15 protein-coding genes and 1 pseudogene are annotated in these 24620 nt (G+C 33.9%); 9 read left to right on the top strand and 7 right to left on the bottom strand.

All coding sequences use genetic code 11. The features are described 5' to 3' along the window. Nucleotides 1–55 precede the first annotated feature (55 nt). Nucleotides 56–1567 (top strand): recombinase family protein, encoded by a 1512-nt coding sequence (locus Q0876_RS00980; RefSeq protein WP_299223122.1) that lies wholly within the window; start codon nt 56–58, stop codon nt 1565–1567. Continuing rightward, nucleotides 1525–1701 (top strand): annotated as a pseudogene (locus Q0876_RS00975) (single-stranded DNA-binding protein); the annotation flags it as partial. The gene Q0876_RS00980 and the pseudogene Q0876_RS00975, both read left to right, overlap by 43 nt. 46 nt (nt 1702–1747) lie before the next feature. Here Q0876_RS00975 and pbpC read toward each other — a convergent pair. Then, complete coding sequence (gene pbpC, locus Q0876_RS00970) at nt 1748–4099, bottom strand: penicillin-binding protein 1C (RefSeq protein ID WP_299223120.1); 2352 nt, start codon at nt 4097–4099, stop codon at nt 1748–1750. Between the two features lie 141 nt (nt 4100–4240). Here pbpC and Q0876_RS00965 point away from each other — a divergent pair, with 141 nt between their 5' ends. Then, a complete protein-coding gene (locus Q0876_RS00965; RefSeq protein ID WP_299223118.1) occupies nt 4241–6646 on the top strand; it encodes a T9SS type B sorting domain-containing protein in 2406 nt (801 codons plus the stop codon). 4 nt (nt 6647–6650) lie between these two features. Here Q0876_RS00965 and Q0876_RS00960 read toward each other — a convergent pair whose 3' ends face one another. Both Q0876_RS00960 and Q0876_RS00955 read right to left on the bottom strand, forming a co-directional pair. After that, the gene (locus tag Q0876_RS00960; protein ID WP_299223116.1) at nt 6651–12236 is read right to left on the bottom strand and encodes an Ig-like domain-containing alpha-2-macroglobulin family protein; all 5586 of its coding nucleotides are present in this window, start codon (nt 12234–12236) and stop codon (nt 6651–6653) included. 144 nt (nt 12237–12380) lie between these two features. Next, complete coding sequence (locus Q0876_RS00955) at nt 12381–13475, bottom strand: isoaspartyl peptidase/L-asparaginase family protein (protein ID WP_299223114.1); 1095 nt, start codon at nt 13473–13475, stop codon at nt 12381–12383. A gap of 122 nt (nt 13476–13597) precedes the next feature. Between Q0876_RS00955 and Q0876_RS00950 the strand changes: the two genes are divergently transcribed. The 4 genes from Q0876_RS00950 (at nt 13598) to Q0876_RS00935 (ending at nt 19223) form a co-directional block, all read left to right on the top strand. After that, entirely contained in the window at nt 13598–15151 is a 1554-nt protein-coding gene (locus Q0876_RS00950) for an aldehyde dehydrogenase family protein (protein ID WP_299223112.1), read from the top strand. 128 nt (nt 15152–15279) lie between these two features. Continuing rightward, nucleotides 15280–16653, top strand: a complete 1374-nt coding sequence (locus Q0876_RS00945; protein WP_299223110.1) for a DUF1800 domain-containing protein — start codon at nt 15280–15282, stop codon at nt 16651–16653. A 2-nt stretch (nt 16654–16655) separates the two neighbouring features. Continuing rightward, nucleotides 16656–17846: a DUF1501 domain-containing protein gene (locus tag Q0876_RS00940; protein WP_299223109.1), complete on the top strand. Its 1191-nt coding sequence runs from the start codon at nt 16656–16658 to the stop codon at nt 17844–17846. A gap of 480 nt (nt 17847–18326) precedes the next feature. Then, nucleotides 18327–19223 carry a hypothetical protein gene (locus tag Q0876_RS00935; protein ID WP_299223107.1) on the top strand — a complete coding sequence of 299 codons (897 nt, stop codon included), beginning with the start codon at nt 18327–18329 and terminating at the stop codon, nt 19221–19223. Between the two features lie 53 nt (nt 19224–19276). Here the strand turns inward: Q0876_RS00935 and Q0876_RS00930 are convergent, their stop codons facing one another. The 4 genes from Q0876_RS00930 to Q0876_RS00915 are packed head-to-tail and all read right to left on the bottom strand — an operon-like array spanning nt 19277 to nt 22801. Continuing rightward, the gene (locus tag Q0876_RS00930; RefSeq protein ID WP_299223105.1) at nt 19277–20410 is read right to left on the bottom strand and encodes an ATP-binding protein; all 1134 of its coding nucleotides are present in this window, start codon (nt 20408–20410) and stop codon (nt 19277–19279) included. Between the two features lie 6 nt (nt 20411–20416). Further along, entirely contained in the window at nt 20417–21157 is a 741-nt protein-coding gene (locus Q0876_RS00925; RefSeq protein WP_299223103.1) for a phosphodiester glycosidase family protein, read from the bottom strand. Nucleotide 21158: 1 nt separating this feature from the next. Then, nucleotides 21159–21920, bottom strand: a complete 762-nt coding sequence (locus Q0876_RS00920) for an SDR family NAD(P)-dependent oxidoreductase (RefSeq protein WP_299223101.1) — start codon at nt 21918–21920, stop codon at nt 21159–21161. A 17-nt stretch (nt 21921–21937) separates the two neighbouring features. Continuing rightward, nucleotides 21938–22801 (bottom strand): aldo/keto reductase family oxidoreductase, encoded by an 864-nt coding sequence (locus Q0876_RS00915; RefSeq protein ID WP_299223099.1) that lies wholly within the window; start codon nt 22799–22801, stop codon nt 21938–21940. 105 nt (nt 22802–22906) lie between these two features. Here Q0876_RS00915 and Q0876_RS00910 point away from each other — a divergent pair, with 105 nt between their 5' ends. Together Q0876_RS00910 and Q0876_RS00905 are read left to right on the top strand one after the other, a co-directional pair. Then, nucleotides 22907–23476, top strand: a complete 570-nt coding sequence (locus Q0876_RS00910; protein WP_299223097.1) for a DUF4382 domain-containing protein — start codon at nt 22907–22909, stop codon at nt 23474–23476. A gap of 141 nt (nt 23477–23617) precedes the next feature. Further along, complete coding sequence (locus Q0876_RS00905; RefSeq protein WP_299223095.1) at nt 23618–24619, top strand: MoxR family ATPase; 1002 nt, start codon at nt 23618–23620, stop codon at nt 24617–24619. Nucleotide 24620 lies beyond the last annotated feature (1 nt).

Here is a 24620-nt window from a genome sequence, read left to right as displayed (position 1 = left end):
GTATGCTTTGATTTGGTCAAAACATGTCTTATTTTAGAGTTAAAACACTGATAATATGAATGTTGGAATATTTGTTCGTGTAAGCGTCATTGACAAAAAAAATAAAGAGAGCCCTGAAATACACGAAGCTCGAGCTAGAATGTTTGCTTCTTCAAAAGGATGGAACGTAAGTCGAGTATATGTGCTTCCAGGTGTATCAGGAAAAACAACTCTCAATCAGCTTGAAACTCAAAAAATGCTCAGAGATATTAAAGCTGGAATTATCGAAGGGATTATTTTCAGTAAGCTCGCTCGATTGGCACGTAATACTGAAGAATTGTTATTCTATTCTAAGTATTTTCAAGAGCATAACGCAAGTTTAATTTCTCTTAGCGAGTCTATTGATACATCTACTTCAAGTGGACGTCTTTTCTACACAATGATCTCTGCAATGGGGCAATGGGAACGTGAAAACAACTTAGAACGTATGTTAGCTTCAATTGAGACTCGAAGAAGTTTAGGTAAGTTTACTGGAGGCACGGTTAGTTATGGGTTTAAAATCGTTGACGCTAAGGTTGTAATTAATGAAGATGAAGCACCTGTGAGACGATTAATGTTTGATTTATTTTTGGAACATCAACGGATGTCAACAGTTGCTAGAAAACTCAACGAGAAAGGATATCGAACACGAAAAAATAAACCTTGGTCTGATACTACGGTTAGACGTCTTCTGAAAAATACAGACGCTAAAGGAATAAGACGATTTAATTATAAAGCACCTGTGACTAAAGATAATCCTTTAGGGCTAAAACCCCAGTCAGAATGGGAATACCTAAAATGCCCAAAAATAATCGGTGAAAAAAAATGGGAATCAGTAAATGTTGTTATCAGAGAACAAGAAAAGGGAAGTATTAACAAACAACCACTTAATAAGAGAATTCACTTGTTTACTAATATTATCAAATGTCAAAGAGGACATAAAATGTCTATTCAGTCTAAAAGTGAAAGATATACGTGTAAAGAATGTAAGTATGGGATAGGAAAAGATGACCTTGAAGATATTTTCTTAACCAGACTAAAGCAATTTTTAAAATCTAATGATGAATTAAACGAATATAATAAATCTAATGCTATTGAAATTCAGATTAAAGAGGGTGAAATTGAATTTGCAGAGAGTAAACTTAACAAAGCTCAAATGAGACTTGATAAACTAGTAGAGCTTAATCTAAGCGGAGAAATACCAACAATCGGATTTAAGAAACATTACGAACCTATTTTTTTAAAAACAGAGCAGTTACGTCTGAATGTAAAAGATTTACGATTAGAATTAGAAGCATTACAGAATGCCAAGAGTTCCTTTAATGAAATAGCTACAAAATCATTAGAATTTTATAATAACTGGGAGGATTTAGACAGAGCAGAGAAGCGTTCAATTATCGAATCTATTACTACTGAAATAATATTTAACAACAAGACAATCAAGTTTAAAATGAAGAAGATAGCACCGCTATCTTCTTTAGAATTAGGCAAAAATGGTCAACACTATGGCACAATATTGTTGCATGGGGAAAAACTGCAGAAATTGTAGAGAAATATGTTACCAAAGGAAAAGAGATTATGATAGAAGGTAAATTGGCTTCTAGAAGTTATGATGATAAAGATGGAAATAAGCGTTATACTACTGAGGTGGTTTGTAACGAGTTGTTAATGTTTGGGAAGTAAAATCAAAAGTTAGCCACAATAGAGGGAGCTTATTTAAGCTCCCTTTTTATTCACTTATGGTTATGAAACGTTTAACCTCATTACCATATTCGTCAACTATGGTAATAAGATGTTTACCTACTTTTGGTAGTATTGCTAATTCGTGAATATCTTTAGTTTTTCCAACATAAGTTTCATCTAAATACCAAAACACAGTATTTTCTGGCTTAGAATGGGCTATTTTTAAAACCAATTCGTTGGTTGTGCCATCAAAATCTTTTGGAAGGAAAACAGAATTATTTTCCTTAGGATAAATAAATGCCATGGTAATTTGATTGTCTCCTACACAATCTGATCTTAATTTTGGAAGTGGTTTATATGAAGGATTTTTCTGCTTGTAATAATAAGCCTTCAAAGGCGATAGCACAAACCACGGTTGATGCTTAATAGATGCTAAATTCTCACAGGATGAATTCACTTGATAGGTTTCAGAAGAATCAACATGAGCTAGAATATGATATGGGCAAGGGTCAGTTTTCAATCCGCTATTTTGTATATAAGAGGCTCTGGTTTCATCACAAATAGCACTAGCGCGATGCCCACTTTTTAAACAAATCGAGACTTCTTTCATTTCGTCATAAGGAATAGCAAACCAGTCGCTATTTGGTAAAACATCAAAAATATCAAAAAGAATTGGAGCTGCAGTTTGTACGCCTATTAAGCCAGGTCTTCCTTCACCATCTGCATTGCCAACCCAAACTCCAACTACATAATCTTTAGTGGTTCCTATGGCCCAAGCATCACGAAAACCAAAACTTGTTCCAGTTTTCCATGCAATTTCCTTTGAGTCGTCAAAAAATTCCCAACTTTCATCTCCTTCTGGTCTATTTACTTTTTTTAAACTTTCATAAGTTAGATATATTGATGCCGCATCAAATAGGGTTTTAGTCGTAGATTTTTTCCCAAAATTAATTGTTTCAGAAGCTATAAATTTAGGCTCAATAAATTCGTTAGTATAGTATTCACTTGAGCTTTCAGAGAAATGATTCAAGGTAGAAGATAAAGCAGCATAGCTTTTACACAAATCCCAAAGATTACTTTCTGCTCCTCCAAGAATTAGTGATAAACCGTAATGTTTAGCATTGTACTTTAAATCTTTGAGCTCTAATTGTTTTAAATATTCATGAAACCGATCCAAGCCAAAATCTTGAAGCATTCGCACTGCTGGTACATTTAAAGAGCGAGATAGGGCTCGGCTAGCTGGCACAACACCATCATATTCTTTGTTAAAGTTTTCAGGATTATAACTTCCAAATTGTGATGGAACATCTGTAACAAGTGTATTAGGAAGCATGTCTCCAGAATCTAACATAGCTGCATATAGAAAAGGCTTTAAAATGCTTCCAGTACTTCTAGGTTTATCTATAATATCTACATCTTTTTGATGTGCTCTATCTGTAGGTGTATTACCTACATATGCTAATACTTCTCTTGAATGCACATCTATGACTAAAACTGAAGCATTGTATATTTCGTTTTGTTTTAAGATGTTGTATTGATTTTCAACGATATGGTTAACCTGCTTTTGAAGTTTAACATCAATAGTTGTTTGTATGTGTTTTCCACGATTGGATTTAGCTATTTTCTGTAATAAATGTGGTGCAATTTGTGGTAAGGCATAAGGTTTTTGAGGTAAAGATTCTGCAATAGATAGTTGATAGGTCAATTCGTCTATAATATCGTTATTAAATAGTTTTTTTAATAACCTATTGCGTTTTTCCAGTAAACGTTCTTGATTTTTCCCTGGATAAATTAAACTTGGGGCATTAGGTAGAACGGCTAGAGTAGCGCTTTCAGCCCAAGATAATTGCTGAGCATCTCTATTAAAATAACGCCATGCTGCTGCGTCAAGACCAACAACATTACCGCCAAAAGGTGCATTGTTACTGTAATAAGCTAGAATATTTTCTTTAGAATCTCTTACTTCTAAACGCGTGGCCAAAATAATTTCTTTAATTTTTTCTAGATAAGTACGTGATTGCCCTTTTCTAGATAACCGAATAACTTGTTGTGTTAAAGTACTACCACCTCGTTTAACTTTACCAGAACTCACATTCTCCTTAAGTGCCTTTAAAATTGAAATAGGGTTAAAGCCTGGATGCTTGTAAAAGTATTCGTCTTCAAACTGGATGATACAGATTTTAAATTTTTCTGGTACACTATCGTTATGCGGAAATCGCCATTGACCATCTGAAGCAATTTGTGCGCCTAATAACGTATTATTTTTACTAGTAATTACGGTTGCTGTTGGATCTTTAAATAGATCTTTAGGTAAACAACACAAATAAGCTATAGTAAGAATTGCTATAAAAATAAACGTCCTTTTATGACGCTTCACTAAGTTGATTAACCTATACATTGACTTCACTATAACGTTGTAGTTGATTTAGTAGATGTTAAATTAAAATCAATACAATAATACTGGATTAATTTATCTTTATATTTAAACGTGAAAAAGAATGTTATATCTCTTAATATAATCATAATTTTTTGGATTTTTTTGTCTTCTCAATATGCATTTGCTCAATTAGGGTTTTGTCAAGGAAATTCAGGCGATTCTATTTTTATTGAAAACTTTGGAACTGGATTAATTGACACTTCTTTACCTGCTGGAACAACATCTTACACTTATGCTAATGGAGCCGAACCTGATGATGGATTGTATACAGTTTCTAGCAATACCAATTACTTTGATTGGTTTAGTATTGAAGACCATACACCAAATGATATTAATGGAAGAATGCTCGTAGTCAATTCTGATTTTACTGCTGGTGAATTTTACAGAACAAATATTAGTGGGTTGTGTGAAAATACATCTTATGAATTTTCATCGTGGTTGATAAACTTATCTCCAGCTGGAGGTTTTTGTGGAAGCGGTGCCATCCCCATAAATGTGAGATTTGAGATTTGGGATAATACCGATACCAATCTTTTAGCTTCTGGCAGTACAGGAGATATTGGTAGTAGTAACACTCCAAATTGGCAACAATATGCATTAGTATTTCAGACCATTCCTGGGCAAACATCTATTATTTTAAAGATGATCAATAATGGTGATGGAGGTTGTGGTAATGATTTAGCTATAGATGATATTGAATTTAAAAGTTGTGGTGATTTCATTTTAGTTACAAGTTCTGACAATAACACGTTTGCATCTCTTTGCAGTACTCAAATACCTTATGCAACAACGCTAACAGCTACTCCAGACAACGCAGTTTTTAGTAATCATTTTTATCAGTGGCAAGAAAGTCCAGATCAAAATACTTGGACAGATATTGCTGGCGAAACTAATCAAACACTCACAATTTCTGCTACTACAACTACCTATTATAGAGCTAAAGTGGCTGAGTTTGCTACAAATTTAAATAATAACGATTGTATCACATTTTCTACAACCTTTATAGTGTCAATTAATCAGGCTCCAGATCCACCAGCAACCGAGTGCTGGGAAACTGCAATTTTTGACGACGACTCTTGCAGTTGGGAAGTCTCAGGAACACAACCCGATCCGCCTACAGGCTTAGAATGTTGGGAGGCTGCAATTTTTGATAATAACTCTTGTAATTGGCAGGTGTCTGGAACACAGCCTACGCAACCTACATTAGAGTGTTGGGAGACTGCAACTTTTGATACGTCAACGTGTGCTTGGGAGGTTACAGGAATACAACCAGCTGAGCCTGTTATAGAATGCTGGGAAACGGCAACATTTAATAATGCATCATGTAGTTGGGAAGTTACAGGAACGCAACCTACTGAGCCTACAGGTTTAGAATGTTGGGAAATTACAACATTTAATACACTATCATGTAGTTGGGAAATTACAGGAACACAGCCTACACAACCAAACTTAGCTTGTTATGAAACTGCAAGCTTTAATAGCACAGATTGTGTATGGGAAGTTACAGGAATACAACCTGCTCAACCTACAGGTTTAGCATGCTGGGAAGTTGCTACGTTCAATGACACTTTGTGCGCCTGGGAAGTTACAGGCACACAACCAGAGCCTCCTCTTCTAGAATGTTGGGAGTCTTCAAGCTTTAATAGCGTTACTTGTGTTTGGGAAATTACAGGAATACAGCCTTCGCAACCTGTATTAGAGTGTTGGGAAACCACAAGTTTCAATAATGACACATGTGTTTGGGAAATCACAGGCACACAACCAATTGAACCTACAGATTTAGAGTGTTGGGAAACCGCAAGTTTTAATAATGATACTTGTGTCTGGGAGATCACAGGCACGCAACCTGTAGTATTTGAAGACGAATTTTTAAGTTTATGTGAAGGCGAATCAATTACCTTACAAGCAAATACAGAGATACCTAACGCAACTTTTCAATGGGATTCAGGAGAGACTACAGCATTTTTGAATGTCGATACCGCAGGAACATATATAGTGATAAGTACTGATGGGTGTTCCAGTATAGAAAAGACAATTGTCGTTCAGCAAATTAATACACCAATAATTAGCAGTGTGCAATCTGATGGGAATGATATTATAGTTATCATATCTAATCCAGGAAATTTTATCTATTCATTAAATGGAATTGACTATCAGAGTAGTACTATCTTTTTTGACGTTGAAGGCGGAAAGTATACCATTTATGTGAAAGCAATCGATTGTGATGAAGTCATTACTTTTGAACATCTACATTTTTATATACCAAAGTTCTTTACACCAAATAATGATCGCTTTAATAACACATTTAATCTAAGTGGAATAGAATGTTTTGCTTCGTGGGAAGTGCATATCTTTAACCGATATGGGAAGCTGCTTTATACCGCAAAAAACAGACCTATAGCTTGGGATGGCACCTTTAATAACAAACCTTTGCCTACATCAGATTATTGGTATTTAATTAACATTGAAGGGCAAGAATTTACTGGGCATTTTACGTTGAAGCGTTGAGTTTTTATTTTTCTACTTTAATCCAGCGTCCTTTAGTTCTCACAAAAAAGTCATTGTCGTACATGGCTTCTACTTGAGTACCTGGTAAATAATATTGTCCTAAGTAAGCTGCATTAAGCATAACTGTAAATACCTTTGTACCGTGCTTTCCTTTTCTTGGAAGATCAAAATAAAAATTGACACGATCATCTCTTATATCAGTATACCTCACTGTACCTGTAGCTGTGTCGCCAAAATTGGTAAAGCGAGTGTTAACTATTTCCCAACCTGAAGGAAAAATTTGTGTTAGAGCCACGTCATGTAAGTATTGACTTTTTAAGTTACTTACACTAATTCTAGCTACAATATCTTGCCCTTGCTGTAGTTTTGAGATATCTATTCGGTTACCTTTTAAATCTTGGTAAATTACAGACACGCTTAGCCCACGTTGTTCAGCTAACTCTTTCCCAAGAGGTAATTTCCCAGAATTTAAAACTCTCACATAAACAAGGTTATTAAGCTCATTACTTAATTTGAGCGTATTAGAACCATCATTTACAGGCAATGTTCGTTGTGCTATTGTACGTCTGGTATTTATAGTTTCTGTTTTACCATTAAACGTATAATTGAATTTCATGCTTTTGCCACCATTAGCTTCAACCATCTTTGCCATAGCCAATAAGCTATATGCAGTGGTTTGGGTGCTCATCCATTGATTACTTGACAAGTCTTTAGCAATTGCTTCGGCTATGTCTCTTGCCATAGGTTTTTTAGTTATAATCATAGTTTCTAAAGCCATAGCTCTATTTCTGTCTACAGAACCATATGTATAATAGCTAGCGTTGTACGGTTGAAAGCTAATATTTGCAGTTTTTGATAATTGTTCACTAGCTTCCTTTTGTCCAGCTAAAGCATAAGAAGCTGCCAATCGCCATTTAGCTTCATTAGAGATTTCGCTAAACTCTCTTAATCGATTCATAGATGCTAGATCTGGACTTCCTGCTAAGGCTAAGGTGTAGAGTCTGTAAGCTTGAGCTAGATCAGAATTACTGCTCCTGTAGCTTGGCCTCCAATCTCTTGCAGCTTGTTTTTGGTAGCGCAACCAATTACTTTTAAAAGACAATGGTAATACAAACCCTTTCTTTTCTGCTTCAATCATGAAATGTCCTGCATAACTCGTTCCCCAATCATTAGCAGTATGTTCACCAATCCAATAACTCATACCACCATTTGGTCTTTGGAAATTACCCAATCGCTTAATTCCATTTTCTATATTGGATTGTATTTGTTGTTTTTTCTCATACTTTAAATCAAAAATATCACTCAAGTATAACTGTGGAAACACGCTTGATGTGGTTTGCTCAACGCAACCATGTGGATACTGAATTAAGTATTGCAGGCGTTTCGTGAAATCCATTGGTGGAAGCGTAGAAAACTCTACAGAAGCTGTATTTGTTCCTGCTACTCCAAATGTAGAAAACGTTAGATTTTGAGATGCATTTGCTCCAAGTTTAGCATTTTCAAAAGTTGAGGTTATTGGGTTAGGGTTAACCACATCTAACTCTACTTTGTAGGTGGCCTTTTCGCCATTACCAGTAGCAATCACTTCAATGGTGTTGATACCTTTCGCTTTACTTACGTCTAGTTCAAAATATGCCATCTGCTCATCTGGCTTCGAGAAGCTAAGTTTTTTAGTGCTATTCCCAACAACAGTAATCCCATCACTTAGCTTTAAACTTAAACTCACATTTTTTACATTAGATTCCATTGCAAAAACAGTCACTGGAAGCGTCACTTTTTCACCAGGACTTAACTTTCTTGGTAAAGTTGCTAAGACCATTAAAGGTTTTTTGACTTCAACCGATTTATCTGTACTGCCGTAAGCCTCAGTTTGGTTATTTCCTGCAATAACCATAGTTCTAACTGCTCCAACGTAGTTTGGCATTTGTATTTTATGTGATTTTCTTCCTCCAGCCTCTAATTCAAAAGGACCTAGATAGGTTACCACAGGCTTAAAGCGATTAGCTTTTTTGTTTTTCCCTTTAGCTGCACTACCATCACCTCCAATAGCAAATACTTGATCAACACTTCCAGAATAAGCACCAATCACATCATCAAAAACATCCCAAGTTTTTACACCTAGCGCTTCTCTAGCATAGAATTCGTTCCATGCATTTGGTGTCTTAAATCGAGTTAGATCTAATAGACCTTCTTCTACCATAGCAATGGTATAGGTCATTGGCTTATTGTTCTTTTCTGAAATAAACACTTCAAATTCTTGTTCTGGTTTTAGTACACTAGCCATTCGAAGTTCTGGTTCTAGAATAGTTTTAGGATCTTCCACAACCAAAGGAATTATTCCATACAGTCGAATTGGTAAATCATTACTGGTAATTGCATGTGGTTGCAATAAGGAAATGTTTACAAACACATTTGGAGCCATTTCTGATGTGATTGGAATGCTTACACTTGTTTCTCCTTTTATGGTTTTTACCCATTTATGTTCGATGACCTCAGAACCGTTTTCAATACTTATTAAAGCTCTGCCTTCGGTTCCAGAAGGAAACTTGATTGTTGCAGTTTCACCTACGTTATATTTATCCTTATCTGAAGCAAATACTAACATTTTAGCAGCTTCTTTGTCATTTCCTGTTGACATGCCAGACCAATTTTTATAAAAATAAGCTGTTCGTCCTGTAGCATGACCACTTATAGGATCATAGATTCTAATTAGGTAGCGACCTCTTTCGTTTTCAGGAATTTTTATAGTGAATGAGGTTTTTCCATTAGTACCTGTATTCACTTTTTGACTTAGAATAGGTCTGTGGTAACTACTAGAAATATAGCTAGAAAGGTTATCGTATGAGGAGTTCCACCACCAACGCCATTCAATTCTATAAACCTTAATTTCGAGGCCGTCTCGCTTTACAGGCTTTCCGTCTTTATCTACTACGGCGAGATCAAAAGTTTGATCTGTATCTGTAAAATAGGATCCATAGTAATTGCCTTTTGGAGAGTGTAATCCAACATAAGACTCGTATGGTGAATACGTTTTAGTAAAGGCATCTAATGAGAAATCGCCTCCATTTTCAAAAGCGCGTACTAAAAATTGAGCATTGAGCATGCCTGGCGCATTTTTGCCTATATCTAGTTTGGTATTGATAACGGCCTTGCCATTTGCATCAAGATTGCCTTCAAATATGTTGAGCTCTTCAGTATTAAACTCACGTGTTGGATCTTTAAACATATAGCCTTTATAATCTTTAAAATTAGAATAAGAAGTGCTAAATTTTGCTTTAACCTCAGCCTTTATAGATTTGGCTGGTGCGCCATGCAACCACTTTACATCAAGTGTTCCGTTAATAGGAGCTGTGTTTGATAAAATCTCTTGTTCAAAATCAACTTTAATCTTTAGACGATTAGGTTTTACAGTTTCAATTTTTAAAGATTTATAAAATAGTGCACCTCCAACAGATACTTTAGCATTATAATTTCCTGTTTTTCCCTCTGTACTCGTTGGAACGATGAATTTATAAAAATTATTAACATTATCTGAGGTTACATTTTTATAGATCAACTTACCATTTGGATCTGTCACTTCTAATTTTACAGGGTGACCTTCAGGTAGTTTATTTGCTTTATCATTGAGCATAAATGTCAAGAATAGAGAATCTCCTGGCCGCCAAACCCCTCGTTCACCATAAATATAACCTTTAAGCCCTCTCTCTAAACGATTTCCTGATACATCAAATTTACTTAACGATAAAGAGTTGCCATCTGAAAGTCTTAAATAGCTTTTATCATCACCTTTGCTCACAATAGCAAAGCTTACATATTTGTTTGTTTCAATAACTGCTAAACCTTCACTATTAGTTGAAATTGATGCAAGTTGTTGCTGTTGAAAATTGTAGAGTTTAATAGAAGCATTGATTTCAGGGTTTGTGTTTAAAATATTTGTAACAGCAAAATAATATTTGTTTCCCGCTCCTTGTTTAGCGATGACTCCTAAATTGGATGCTATTAAATTTTGAGATACGATTTTATTTGCGTCGTAATAGGCATCATGGCAAGGGTTTTCTCGCTGCCTCCAGTTATAAGTATAATTTCTATACCTATAAGCACGATTGTCCCAATATTCTTCTTCTTTTAAATCGTCATCTTCTGTATTGGTTTCTGAATAGTCACCCTCATAGTAATAATCTTCTTCGTAGTAATAATCATCGTATTCATCATCTTCATTCAAAGCACTATTAGGATTTGCTTCACAATCGTATAATGAATATGCTCTATTATAGCTCAATTCTACACGATAAATAGCGCCAGCGTCAGCCTTGAAGAATTTTGATAGATCTAAACTGTAGGCTTTCCATTTTCCAGAATTCTCAGCTGCTGTCTGTAGTTGGATGGTTTGTTTGGCAATTCGGCGACCTACACGTTTGATTTCGTTTTGGTTGTCACTATTCATAGGATTATCCTGAAGGAATTGCAGCACATTGTCTTCAAAAATCTTAATAATCCTCACATCAACAGCGCTTAGGTTCACAGCTTCAAAATTGAATTTGAGATTGTTAGAATTTGGTAAGATAGTTCCATTACTAATTAATCGAACTCTAGGTTTTAATTCTTCAAAAGAGATTGTTTCAGAAAAGGTGTTTTTAAGTTTATATCCTTCTGTATTAGTAATACCTTGAAAGATGTCAACCAGAATGTCTCCAACTAGTTTTCCTTCAGGATATACTTTAAGCACATTACCATCAACACTAAATTTTGGGTTATTTACATTTTGAATAGTGACCAACCCATCAAAATTTTGTTGTTTTTTAAGTGGGTCAGAAAAGTTGATCGATAAATATTGTTCAGGAGTTTTTATGGCTTCAATAGTTACAATTGAAAAATTATTTATACCAGGAATTGAAATTGTATTTGCTCCTTTATTATCTGATTTGATGGGTTTGCCATTCCATTTAACTAAAATTTCTGAATCTTCTACTAAGCGGTTAATACTGTCTATTCTAAACTCAAAATATTTTGAGTGCGTATTCAATTCGTTGAACTGTAACTTTAATGGGTTTCCATTTTGTGAAGCTTCAACTAATTTTTTTGCATCTTCTACTGAAATTATATCTGCAGATTTGATTACAGCTTCTAAATATTGCCATTTCTTGCTATATGATTGTAAGACATTAGTATTGATGTTGAAGTTTGGAGTTATCGTCTTAAACTGAAAGGTGTAATCGTCGTATTCTTTAGGTATATCACTATAAATTTTACTTAATTTTACAGTAACGGTATATTCTGTCGAAGGTTCAAGATATTCATCTGGGGTAAAAACCAAAGTATGCTTATTTGTCGCTTTTAAAGAGCCTTCTACATGAGGTGACACACGAATGATCTCTTCAGAAATTTCTTTGTCTGTTTCCCAGCCAGCAACTTCATTAGATAAATTAATAGTGATAGTGTTAGTGACCGATTGTAGCCCAGAAGTGGTATAACTTATGTAGTTTCTAAACTTAAATAGATTATCTGTTTCCTTTGAAATAAGATCTTTTTTTTTGCAGGAAAACGTAAGGATGAATCCTATTATGAATAGTGAAAGATGTTTTAGTTTCATGACATAAATAATTTAAGTGATCAATGGTCTTATAACTTTAAAATTAGAACTTATAGTTATATAAATTTTGTAGTTAATACGATTCGTTAGGCTTAAAGTAGTATCTGTTATCAATAAAATAGAATTCGTGTTTTATTGAAATAATTAATCCTTATAAATTGAAATATTCAATTCATCTTTATCATTCATTGTTGCTCTATACATGCCTGTTGTGTTAAACTCTGCAACCATGATGCCGTTTTTATCAACAGCAATCACACCTCCATCACCACCTAAATGAGGTACTTTATCTTGTATCACTTCTTTTGCAGCTTCTTTTAAAGATAAACCTTTGTATTGCATTAAGGCAGAAATATCATGAGCAACCATAGCACGAATAAAATACTCGCCCCAACCAGTACTTGATACTGCACAAGAGTTATTATTTGCGTAAGTGCCTGCTCCAATAATTGGAGAGTCGCCAATACGACCATAACGTTTATTGGTCATGCCTCCTGTTGAAGTGCCAGCAGCAAGATTTCCACTTTTATCTAGTGCCGCACATCCCACAGTACCAAATTTATAGTTTTTAATATCTGTATCATAGAAGTCTAAATAAGCAGATTCTGTGTCAATAGTCTTCTCTTTATTGGCTTCTTTTTCTTTAACACGATGTAATGAATTAAGTCGCCTTTCAGTAAAGAAATAATCGGTTGTTACAATTGCTAAGCCTTGTTCTTCGGCATACCTTTCTGCTCCAACACCAGCCATCATTACATGAGGTGAATTCTCCATAATTACTCGAGCTAAATTTATTGGATTTTTAACTGTGGTTGTTCCTGCTGATGCTCCAGAATTTAATGTACTACCATCCATTATAGAAGCATCGAGTTCATTGGTTTCTGCGTTAGTGAAAACGGCGCCTTTTCCAGCATTAAAAAGAGGAGAATCTTCCATTACATTTATGGTTTTTTGAACAGCATCAATACTTGAACCTCCATTTTTAAGTATTGTATGACCCACTCTAATGGCTTCTTCTAACTTTATTTTATAAGCAGCTTCAAGTTCTGGTGTCATATTCTCTTTGAGAATCGTGCCTGCACCTCCGTGAATGATTATTGCAAATTCAGCTTTTGTAATTTCCGTAGAATTTGAATTCTCTACTTTATTATTTTCAATGGTATTGTCTGGGTTTGAAACCAATTCGCTACAACTAAAGCAAGTATAAAAAAGAAAAATAAACAGGATATAATATCTCATAATTCAATGTAAATGATAAGAGCTTTAAAGTTACATTATTAAGTAAGTCGGTTCAAGAGAAAAATGACTTTTTATTAGTAACTTCGCGTCAAAATTTAATAATTCATAAAAAATAGACATATATGGAAGCAATTGCTACCGATTTCGGAATAAAAGAAGCTTTGAAAGAATTAGGTGTTCACGATGTTAATGAAGGAACATCTACTGGATCAAATAATTTTTCTAATGGAGAAATCATTGAATCGTATTCACCTGTTGATGGAAAATTAATTGCAAAAGTAAAATCGTCTACTAAAGACGATTACGAAAAAGCGATGTCTGCTGCAACTTCAGCTTTTAAGACTTGGCGAACAATGCCTGCGCCTCAACGTGGAGAAATAGTACGTCAGTTTGGTGAAAAATTAAGAGAAAAGAAAGAAGCGCTTGGTAAATTGGTGTCTTATGAAATGGGCAAATCTTATCAAGAAGGTCTTGGAGAGGTTCAAGAAATGATTGACATCTGTGATTTTGCTGTTGGATTATCAAGACAGCTTCATGGTTTAACGATGCATTCTGAGCGTCCTGGTCATAGAATGTATGAACAATACCATCCCTTAGGCGTGGTTGGAATTATTTCTGCGTTTAATTTTCCTGTTGCTGTTTGGTCATGGAACACTGCCCTAGCGTGGATTTGTGGTGATACTTGTATATGGAAACCATCTGAAAAAGCACCAGTTTGTGGTGTGGCTTGTCAGAATATTGCTGCCGAAGTATTTGCTGAAAACAATCTTCCTGAAGGAATCTCTTGTTTAATTAATGGCGATTACAGAGTTGGAGAGTTTATGACAAAAGACAAACGTATTCCATTAGTATCTGCAACTGGATCTACGAGAATGGGTAAAATCGTTGCTCAAGAAGTTGCGGCTCGTTTAGGAAAGTCATTATTGGAACTTGGCGGAAACAACGCAATTATTGTAACTCCTGATGCAGATGTGAAAATGACTGTTATTGGTGCTGTATTTGGAGCCGTTGGTACTTGTGGGCAACGTTGTACATCAACACGTCGTTTAATTATACATGAAAGTATTTACGATAAAGTTAAGAGTGCAGTAGTTGATGCATATAAACAATTACGAATTGGTAATCCTTTAGATGAAAATAATCATGTAGGGCCATTAATTGATAAAGATGCAGTTAAAATGTATCAACACGCTTTAGAAAAAGTAGTTGAAGAAGGCGGAACCATTATTGTTGAAGGAGGTGTCCTAGAAGGAGAAGGTTATGAAAGCGGTTGCTATGTGAAACCTGCAATTGCAGAAGCTCAACCGCATTATGAGATTGTTCAACACGAAACATTTGCACCAGTACTTTATTTATTGAAATACTCAGGCGACGTTGAAAATGCCATAGATATACAAAATGAAGTAGCACAAGGATTATCCTCTGCAATTATGACCAATAACTTACGTGAAGCAGAACGCTTCTTATCTGTTCAAGGTTCTGATTGTGGTATTGCTAACGTGAATATTGGAACTTCTGGCGCTGAAATTGGTGGTGCTTTTGGTGGTGAAAAAGAAACTGGAGGAGGACGTGAATCGGGATCTGACGCTTGGAAAATTTATATGAGACGTCAAACAAATACGATTAATTATACGACAGAATTACCTTTAGCCCAAGGCATTAAGTTTGATCTATAACGTATAGCAAATAAAAATTTTGATAAACCGTTTCATATTTATGAAACGGTTTTTTTATGAATTCATCTTTGGAATCATTTTTGAACGTATATAATTAAACTTCATAAAAGTTTTTTGGTCTTAAACTTATGAAACAGATAGATATACAGCACTTATATTGTAGAGCAGGTTTTGGAATTAATCCAGATCAGCTCAAAGCGTGGTCTAAAAAAAATAGAGCTGATGTTGTAGAGATGTTGTTTCAAAAGTCTTCAAAGATCAATAAATTAGAAATTAATACTTCTGAGTTAGATCATTTTACAGCAGCAGTACTATTAGAAAATAAAAGCAAGCGAAGAGAGTTTATCGATTTGAGCAAAGAAAAGCTCAAAGGTTATAATAAGCTTTGGATTGAACGCTTAATAGATTCAAATGAAATTCTTAGAGAAAAAATGACTTTGTTTTGGGCTAACCATTTTGTGTGTCGTGATACTAATATTTTTCATGTACAACAGTATAACAACACATTAAGAAGTTATGCTTTAGGAAATTTTGGAGATTTTGTAAAGGCAATTTCTAAAGAGCCAGCGATGCTTAAGTATTTAAATAATAAACAGAATCGGAAACAAAAACCCAATGAAAATTTTGCAAGAGAGCTTATGGAGTTGTTTATGTTAGGCGAAGGTCAATATACAGAAAATGACATCAAAGAAAGTGCAAGAGCATTTACAGGGTATAATAATAATTTTGAGGGCGACTTCAAACTAAGGAAGCTACAACATGACTACGGATTTAAGACGGTTTTTAGGCATAGAGGCCGATATGATGGAGATGATATTATAGACATCATATTAAAACAAAAACAATGTGCACGATTTATTTGTCGAAAAATATACAAGTACTTCGTAAATGATACTATTAACGAAGATAGAGTTGAAGAATTAACTGAAAGCTTTTTTCACGATTACGATATTGAACAATTGATGCGACAAGTTTTTATGTCAGATTGGTTTTATGAAAACACAAATATTGGCACAAAAATAAAGTCGCCTATTGAGCTTTTAGTTGGGATAACTCAAATTGTTCCAATAACATTTGAAAATGAAAAAGACCTATTTAAAATTCAAAAATTACTTGGTCAGATACTATTAAACCCTCCTAATGTAGCAGGATGGGATGGTGGGAAAAATTGGATTGATGCTAATACCATTATGTTACGATTAAAATTACCATCAATTCTACTAACAAATGCCAGAATAGCAATAAAAGAAAAGGGTGATTTTGAAGATCGTTTTAAAACCTTTCATTCTAAACATCGAAAAAATAAGTTTGTAAGTGTTCAAATAGATTGGAAAACGTTTGAAAAGAATTATCAAGATATTTTGACACCTCACTTAAAGGATTATATCATCATACCAAACCTAAACCCAGGAACAGAAAAGTATTTGAAAACACTAAGTAAATCTTCTAAACGAGATTTTTGTTTGCAGTTAATGTCCTTGCCTGAATATCAAATGTGTTAATTATGGATAGAAGACATTTTTTAAAACAATCTACATTAGCAAGTAGCTTATTCTTTGTTCCGAGTTTTATCAAAGCTTTAGAAACTGTTTCTGAAGCTAGTTTAGGATGTAAACGATTGGTAATTATTCAGTTATCTGGAGGTAATGATGGATTGAATACAATTATACCTTACCACAATGATATTTATTTTAAGAACCGTCCGAAGATTGCTATTCAAAAAAATAAAATTTTGAAAGCAACCGATGAGTTAGGATTTCATTCAAGTCTTTTACCATTAAAACGCTTATATGATGATGGTCAATTGACCATTATAAATAATGTTGGGTATCCTAATCCTAGTCGGTCTCATTTTAGAGCTACAGATATATGGCAAACAGCTAGTGATCACAATACCTATTTACCTAGTGGTTGGATTGGTAGATATTTAGACAGATATGGTAGTAAGCCTTATAATGCTATTGAAATTGATGATAGCTTATCTTTAGCATTAAAAGGAAATAGAATCAATGGAATTGCTACACAAAACCCAAAAGTTCTATTTAACACCTCCCAAGACCCATACTTTAAAAATGTATTAAATTACTATCACGATGAACATTTAAGCGAACATAATTTAGGTTACTTATATAAAACAATGATAGATGCAAAGTCATCTGCTAAGTATATATTTGAGAAGCATAATACAACAAAAACTGTTGGTGAATATCCCAATAATGAATTTGCCAATCAATTGAAAACTATGTCAAGATTGATTAATTCTGGTATTGATACCAAAGTATTTTACAGTTCCTTAGGAGGATTTGATACGCATGCCAACCAACCAAATCAACACAGTCGACTGTTAAGATTTTATTCTGAAAGTGTTTATGCTTTTGTCAAAGAGCTAAAGCATTATGATAGGTTTGACGACACTTTAATTCTAACGTTTTCAGAGTTTGGAAGACGCGTAAAGCAAAATGCGGCAAATGGTACAGACCATGGCACCTCTAACAATGTGTTTATTATTGGAAACCAACTGAAACATCAAGGGATATATAATAGCCTTTCTAGTTTAAATGATATAGATGACATTGGTGATCTTAAGTATGAGATAGATTTTAGATCTATTTATGCTACTGTTTTATCTAGATGGTTAGAGGTAGAAGATAAGTCTATACTAAATAAATCATTTGATAAACTAAACTTTATTTAATTTGTTAAAAACAAAAACCTTGTTTCGTATTTCGGTTATCCGATTTGAAAACAAGGTTGTTTGTAATTGATTAATAGCACTTCAAAAATCGTAAAAAAAGAACTTTCATTTTAAAAAAAACTATGAGTGGTCAAAAAAACTGTATGAATGGTAATTTTTTAAAAAGTCAAGTTTTTAACTTGTTTTATTATTACAAGGAGGATTCTATTTAAAATTTTGATTTTCAGTATTTTATATACGGCTTTGTTAATAACGACAGGATATAGTTAAAAACCTTTTATAGACCCAATAACTTAAGAATAGAAATAGGTTTTAAGGATACTTTATGTCAAGCATTTAAATGTCTTAATAACAGTTTCATTTACAATCGCTTAAATATAAAGCAGTTGTTTTATTAAAAACATTTCATAATATAAGCTATTGTTAATTTTTATATCTTTACATTTATTAAAGAACCAAACTTAGAACAAATTAAAAATTATGAAAACGGTCTTAAGATTATTTATGTTATCTGTAATTATTTCTTTTTCATCGTGCCAAAAAGATGAAATTACAGTAGAAGAAGAAAAAAGCATTAAAGACACACAAGAAAGTGTAGTTAGTGAACGAAGAGGGGCTTCAACATGTGATGCTGTAGCAGGAACATTAACTGCAGATACATCATTGACATGCCTCGATGATGGGTTGATACTTTCAGCTTCATCAAATGGAGATGAAAACGTACCTGGCGGATTTGAAATAGTTTATGGGCTTACACGAGTTGAAGGTTCAGATCTAGTTATTGATCAGTTCAACGATTCACCAGACTTTGTTGTTGATGAATCTGGCTCATATGCCATTCATTCTTTAGTATATAATCCAAGTGATTTTAGCTTAAGTATAGTTGTATTAGGAACAACGACAGTTAGCGATGTAGAAGCCTTTTTTAATGCAGTAGCTTTTTGTACGTCTTTTGATCCAGTTGGTGCTCAAACTATAGTTGTTGATTGCGCTCAACCTTGTGGTGCTTTTGCGGGTACATTAACAGCCGATGATGCAAATCCATGTATTGAAGGTGGTTTGGGAGAAATTTCAGCTACATCTGATGGAAACACTATAGTTCCAGACGGGTATTCCTTAATCTATGGATTAGTTGATGTATCTACTGGAATAGTATTAGACATGAATGCAACTCCTGATTTTTCTGTTACAGAGCCAGGAACATATTCAATACATGGGTTCGTTTATAGAACAGGAAGTAAATACATCACTTATATTCAATACGGAGTAACAAGGGTTAAAATTGTATTAGGCTATATTGAATCTCATCCAGGTACTATTTGTGCTTCTATAGATTTAGATGGCGCAACATTTAATGTAACCTCTTGTATAGATTAATAACTCACACATATTCAAATAAAAATAGCCTGAAATTTTTTCAGGCTATTTTTTTAACTGTATTTAACTTTTCTCAAAATTCTTACCGCTTCTTGATAAAATTCATAAACTTCACGACTGTGATTTTTTAAATAAGGCTTTGATTCATTGAGTTTATCAATAGCTTCATGAAACGAATTTAAGTAACAAATAAGATAAGTGGCAGGAAGATTCCTTAGATCTTGAAGCTCATTTTTAGTTAATGAGCGCGCCTTCTTTAATTTTTCTAACAAAGCGTTATTAGAATTGTAAATATGATGTAAAACTTTTTTGTCAAATTGTGGTGGCTGAAACAATAACCGTGTTTCTATATTATAATTAGCATTTTCTTCAAAATAAATTATGGTTTCTTCTAATTCATAATACTTAAATGCATTTTGGAGGCCGAGACTAACATATTCTACAATCTTAAAAGAACTTTCGTCATAGGTAATACTTACTTCGTCTAAAGTTGAAAAGAATAATCGTACTTGTTCATTAACAAGCTCAATATCTACTCTAGAAAAATAAATATCATTCTTGACCATCTTTTTTAATCCAGACCAACACAACACAAAATATTCTTTAAAGACTTTATATTGTGGATTAAAATCTTCGCGTTTATTCATAAAGTCAAAAACGCCATCAAGTGTATATTGAATATTGTTTTGCGCATGTGCTTCTATTGCAGTAACTAGTTTTGAATTGACATCTTTTATTTCTATATCAAACACTTTAGGCATACTCATGCTTCCATCTCTAAAAAATACTGAGCCACCGTAATACTTCCATATGTTTTTTCGAAGTGATGTTATTTTTTCCATAGCCCTGATGGTCACCAAACCAACAACTTTGTTGTCTGGTAAATGTGGAAATGGAATATTCTCGTATTGAACTATTGGAGGGTTGGTGAGGTAGGCATTTATAAGGTTTTGAATTTTACTATCATCAAAAAAAGTGACACCAATAATTTTATTGTCTTCATCCTCAACACCAATTACAATATAGGAATTGTTTTTTGGGTTACTATTAGAGAGCGCGCAAATATGTTTTAAGAATTTTGCTTTTCCTTCTTTTTGACTAATATCAATCTTTCGTTTTTTATCATAAAAACTATTCTCATCATTGTGAGCGAGTAGGTTTTTAATTAAAAGACGTTTATTAATCATATTGCTTTAATTCATGGCTTCAGTTTCTGCAATAATAACTCCAAAATCACCATCTAACTGCTCCCATTTTTTCTTCGGAAGGTATGTGCGCGAAACGAACCCGTCAAGATACAGTGCATTTTTACATCCATTAGATTTAAAAAATTCAGCAAAATCAAAAAAATTGATTCTATCCTTAGACATAGCGAATAATAGATTTCCATTGGGTAAGATACCAACACCATTTCTAATGTGTAAATTTTTTGAGCCTCTTGTGAATTTTGAATGGATTTTATGGTCTATCACCAACATTGGTCCAGACTGTGTAGCATAGGTTACTTCTGCATTAGAGGGAAAGTTTGAAGATTCACATACAAATCCGTTATTATTTTTTGTGATATAAAAAATGCCATTAGGTTGTAAATAAAAATTTCCAGAGGTTTTTTTTAAAGTATCTATTGGAGTTTTTTGAACACCATCTTCTATATACAAACCTTGAGGTGAACCATTTTTCAAATACATGCCTCCATTCATTGCAAAAATGAGCTTTTGGTTGTTATATTTTAAATGAGTTTTTAAGTTTTCAATACTACCATAGTTGGAATTATTACTATCCTTTGAATAGAATTTTAGGGTTTGAGTTGTTAAATCTATCTCATAACTCACAAGTCTTTCATCCTCTTGATGTTGTGCAGATGACAGGCACGATGTTAAAAAGCAAACATGAATCAATATAATATAAAAGAGAGGTTTTAGCTGTAATTTCATTTTACAATTGGCTAATTTCTTTTTTAACGATAGTAGAACTAGCTTGAGCTGTGCAAAACATTAACACATCGGCAATATTTACATGAGCTGGTCTAGATATGGCAAAGTAGATCACCTCTGCTACATCTTGAGCTTGTAAGGCTTCATAGCCTTTGTATACATTATCAGCTAGAGCATCACCTTTAAACCGTACTTTTGAAAATTCAGTTTCGACCAAACCTGGGTTTATAGCAGAAACTTTTATTCCGAAAGGGTTTAGATCAATTCGCATACCTTCAGTAATTGCTAAAACCGCATGTTTACTTGCACAATACACATTTCCTTTAGGATAAACCTCCTTTCCAGCTGAAGAGCCTATGTTAATGATATGACCAGATTTGCGTTCTGTCATTTGAGGAATCACGGCTTTACTAACATATAGTAAGCCTTTTACATTAATATCCATCATAGCATCCCAATCCTCTATACTGCCCTTCTGTATTGGGTCAAGACCATGAGCATTCCCAGCATTGTTAATTAAGATGTCAATAGATTTAAAGCTTTTCGGAAGAGATGCAATGGCTTCTGCAACAGAATCCTTATCACGAACGTCAAAATTTAAAGTATGTACTCGCGTTTCTTTATGTAATGCATTTTTTATAGTGTCTAAGCGTTCTTGTCGCCTACCACATAAAATTAAATGGATTCCATGTTTTGCAAATTCATGAGCAGTTGCCCTACCAATTCCACTTGTGGCTCCAGTAATAAGTGCTATTTTCTTCATGTTTATTTGTCTTACATTTACGGAACTTTATGTCCTTGACAAGCCACTAGAATCTTAAACCAATCTTCAAGCTCAAGGTCAATATCACTTGCTTTAACGGCATCAACAATTCGCTTCTTGTTCGTGGTTCCAATAACAGGATGAATTTGTGCTGGATGTTTTAATATCCAAGCCAATAATAATTGATCTTCAGTAGCATTATACGTATCTATTAATTCACCTAGTTGTTTATGAATTCTTCTTGTTTGTTCATTATCTTCTCTGAAAACAGACCCGAGAGGCGACCATGCCATTGGTGTGATTTTCTTTAATAGCATCTGATCTAAAGCGCCATTGTGCATCGCAGTGTGTTGCGTTAATGAAAATTCAATTTGATTTGCAGAGATATCAACTGCACTTGAAATGAGCTCAATTTGAGAAGGAGCAAAATTAGAGACACCAAAACTTTTAATTAAGCCACTTTGCATCAATTCAGAAATGGCTTCAGCCACTTCATTTGGATGCATCAAAGGGCTAGGTCTGTGTAATAAGAATAAATCTAAATAATCCGTTTTTAAATGCTTTAATGAGGTTTTAGCAGACCATATAATGTAATCTTTACTATAATCATAATGCTTGATAGTATTGTTTCGGTTGTCACTAATATATTGAATCCCACATTTGGTAATCAGTTGAATTTTTTCACGAGCAATACCACTTTCTGCAAATGCATTACCAAAATCTGTTTCAGTAGTATATCCGCCATAAATATCGGCATGATCAAAAGCGGTGATGTTATGATCTAAACAGTGATGCATTAATGCAATCATGTCTTTTTTTGAGTATTGCTTTCCCCAACTTCCCCAAGTCATGGTGCCTGCAATTAATCGAGAATATGTCACTTTTTTTTCAGTTTATACGGGTTTTTTTGCAATTCATGTATAAAAATAGTCAAATCTTGAATAATAAAGTATCATTGTTATGTATTTATTAAATGTTCCCAAATCATGAAATATTTCCAATTTGCAAAAGCCGTATTATTTAGTTTAATGTTCTTGTTTTTTTTGAGTAGTTGCTCAAAAGAAGAAGCTACTACTCAATTTGAAAATAGTTTAGTCAGTGTTAAACTTGTTGGAACTGAAACACCATTAAATAAAGTTAATATTGAAATACTTGACGTGCAGTTTAGAATTATGGAAGACGAATCAGACCCAAACGCATGGGTTAGTTTAAATGCTATGAATACTGGAGTTCACGATTTAACTAATTTTACTACTGATCAAGTTGTGACTTTGGTAGATTTTGAGCAAGTCCCTTCGGAATTTATCTATAGTATCAAATTGGTTTTAGGCGACAATAATTCTGTAGTGAAAACAGGTATAGAATATGACTTGATAATGGCTCCAGAATATGAAGGAGCTTCAGTTAATATTGTAGAAAAGCAATTGGTTGCTAATAAACTGTATGATTTCACAATTGAAGTTGATCTAGATGAATCTATCGTTTTTTCTTCAGATACTAAGGCAGATTTTCAACCGAAAATGAACACACTAATGAGGCTTTTCAATTTGTTTTAGAAAAGTTTCAAGACCATATAATTCTCAAGAGCAATGCAAACCGCATTGCTCTTGAAGTTTTAACCAATTATTAACAGCAATACAATAAAAATTTTAACAAATTGCGTCTACTAAATTCTATAGGTTTAAAACACGATGATAATGGAAGAAACAAGTACGATCGATATCAAGTCGATTAATGAGAAAATTGAAAAAGAAAGTGCCTTTGTTGATTTGCTAATAATGGAAATGAACAAAGTTATCGTAGGACAGAGGCACATGGTTGAACGTTTACTTATTGGATTATTAGGTCAAGGTCATATCTTACTTGAAGGTGTTCCTGGCCTCGCAAAAACATTAGCCATTAATACGCTGTCTCAAGCTGTAGATGGCAGTTTTAGTAGAATTCAGTTTACACCAGATCTTTTGCCTGCAGATGTTGTAGGAACACTCATTTATAATATGAAGCTTAATGACTTTTCAATAAAGAAAGGTCCAATATTTGCAAATTTTGTTTTAGCAGATGAAATTAACAGAGCACCAGCAAAAGTACAATCAGCCTTATTAGAGGCTATGCAGGAAAAGCAAGTAACTATTGGAGATGAAACCTTTATTTTAGATAAGCCGTTCTTGGTTATGGCAACTCAAAACCCTGTTGAACAAGAAGGAACTTATCCATTACCTGAAGCACAGGTTGACCGTTTCATGCTCAAAACAGTGATTGATTATCCTAAACAAGATGAAGAGCAACTAATCATGAGGGCTAATTTAAAAGGAGCCTGGGACAAAGTAAATCCTGTAATATCGATTAGTCAAATATTAAATGCTCAAAAAGTAGTTCGAGAGGTTTATATGGATGAAAAAATTGAGAAATACATACTCGATATTATATTCGCTACACGTTACCCTGAAAAATATAAGCTTGCCGATTTAAAACCGCTTATTTCGTTTGGAGCCTCTCCTCGAGGAAGTATCAACCTTGCTACAGCAGCTAAATGCTACGCATTTATAAAACGCAGAGGTTATGTAATTCCTGAAGATGTTAGAGCCGTTGTTCATGATGTATTGCGACATAGAATAGGGATTACATATGAAGCTGAAGCAGAAAACGTAACTTCAGAAGATATTATTAATAAGATCGTAAACGAAATCGAAGTACCATAGA

Origin of the sequence: uncultured Psychroserpens sp., assembly GCF_947503375.1 — a bacterium.
Lineage (GTDB): Bacteria > Bacteroidota > Bacteroidia > Flavobacteriales > Flavobacteriaceae > Psychroserpens.
The sequence above is the reverse complement of the archived record's forward strand: the minus strand, read 5'-3'. Positions and strand labels throughout refer to the sequence as shown.

Bases quoted from the DNA above. Each gene is read 5' to 3' on its own strand.
- Q0876_RS00945 (WP_299223110.1), top strand. From the start codon at position 15,280: ATGAAACAGATAGATATACAGCACTTATATTGTAGAGCAGGTTTTGGA.
- Q0876_RS00955 (WP_299223114.1), bottom strand. From the start codon at position 13,475: ATGAGATATTATATCCTGTTTATTTTTCTTTTTTATACTTGCTTTAGT.
- Q0876_RS00920 (WP_299223101.1), bottom strand. From the start codon at position 21,920: ATGAAGAAAATAGCACTTATTACTGGAGCCACAAGTGGAATTGGTAGG.
- Q0876_RS00980 (WP_299223122.1), top strand. From the start codon at position 56: ATGAATGTTGGAATATTTGTTCGTGTAAGCGTCATTGACAAAAAAAAT.
- Q0876_RS00960 (WP_299223116.1), bottom strand. From the start codon at position 12,236: ATGAAACTAAAACATCTTTCACTATTCATAATAGGATTCATCCTTACG.
- Q0876_RS00930 (WP_299223105.1), bottom strand. From the start codon at position 20,410: ATGATTAATAAACGTCTTTTAATTAAAAACCTACTCGCTCACAATGAT.
- Q0876_RS00905 (WP_299223095.1), top strand. From the start codon at position 23,618: ATGGAAGAAACAAGTACGATCGATATCAAGTCGATTAATGAGAAAATT.
- Q0876_RS00940 (WP_299223109.1), top strand. From the start codon at position 16,656: ATGGATAGAAGACATTTTTTAAAACAATCTACATTAGCAAGTAGCTTA.
- Q0876_RS00910 (WP_299223097.1), top strand. From the start codon at position 22,907: ATGAAATATTTCCAATTTGCAAAAGCCGTATTATTTAGTTTAATGTTC.
- pbpC (WP_299223120.1), bottom strand. From the start codon at position 4,099: ATGTATAGGTTAATCAACTTAGTGAAGCGTCATAAAAGGACGTTTATT.
- Q0876_RS00925 (WP_299223103.1), bottom strand. From the start codon at position 21,157: ATGAAATTACAGCTAAAACCTCTCTTTTATATTATATTGATTCATGTT.
- Q0876_RS00935 (WP_299223107.1), top strand. From the start codon at position 18,327: ATGAAAACGGTCTTAAGATTATTTATGTTATCTGTAATTATTTCTTTT.
- Q0876_RS00950 (WP_299223112.1), top strand. From the start codon at position 13,598: ATGGAAGCAATTGCTACCGATTTCGGAATAAAAGAAGCTTTGAAAGAA.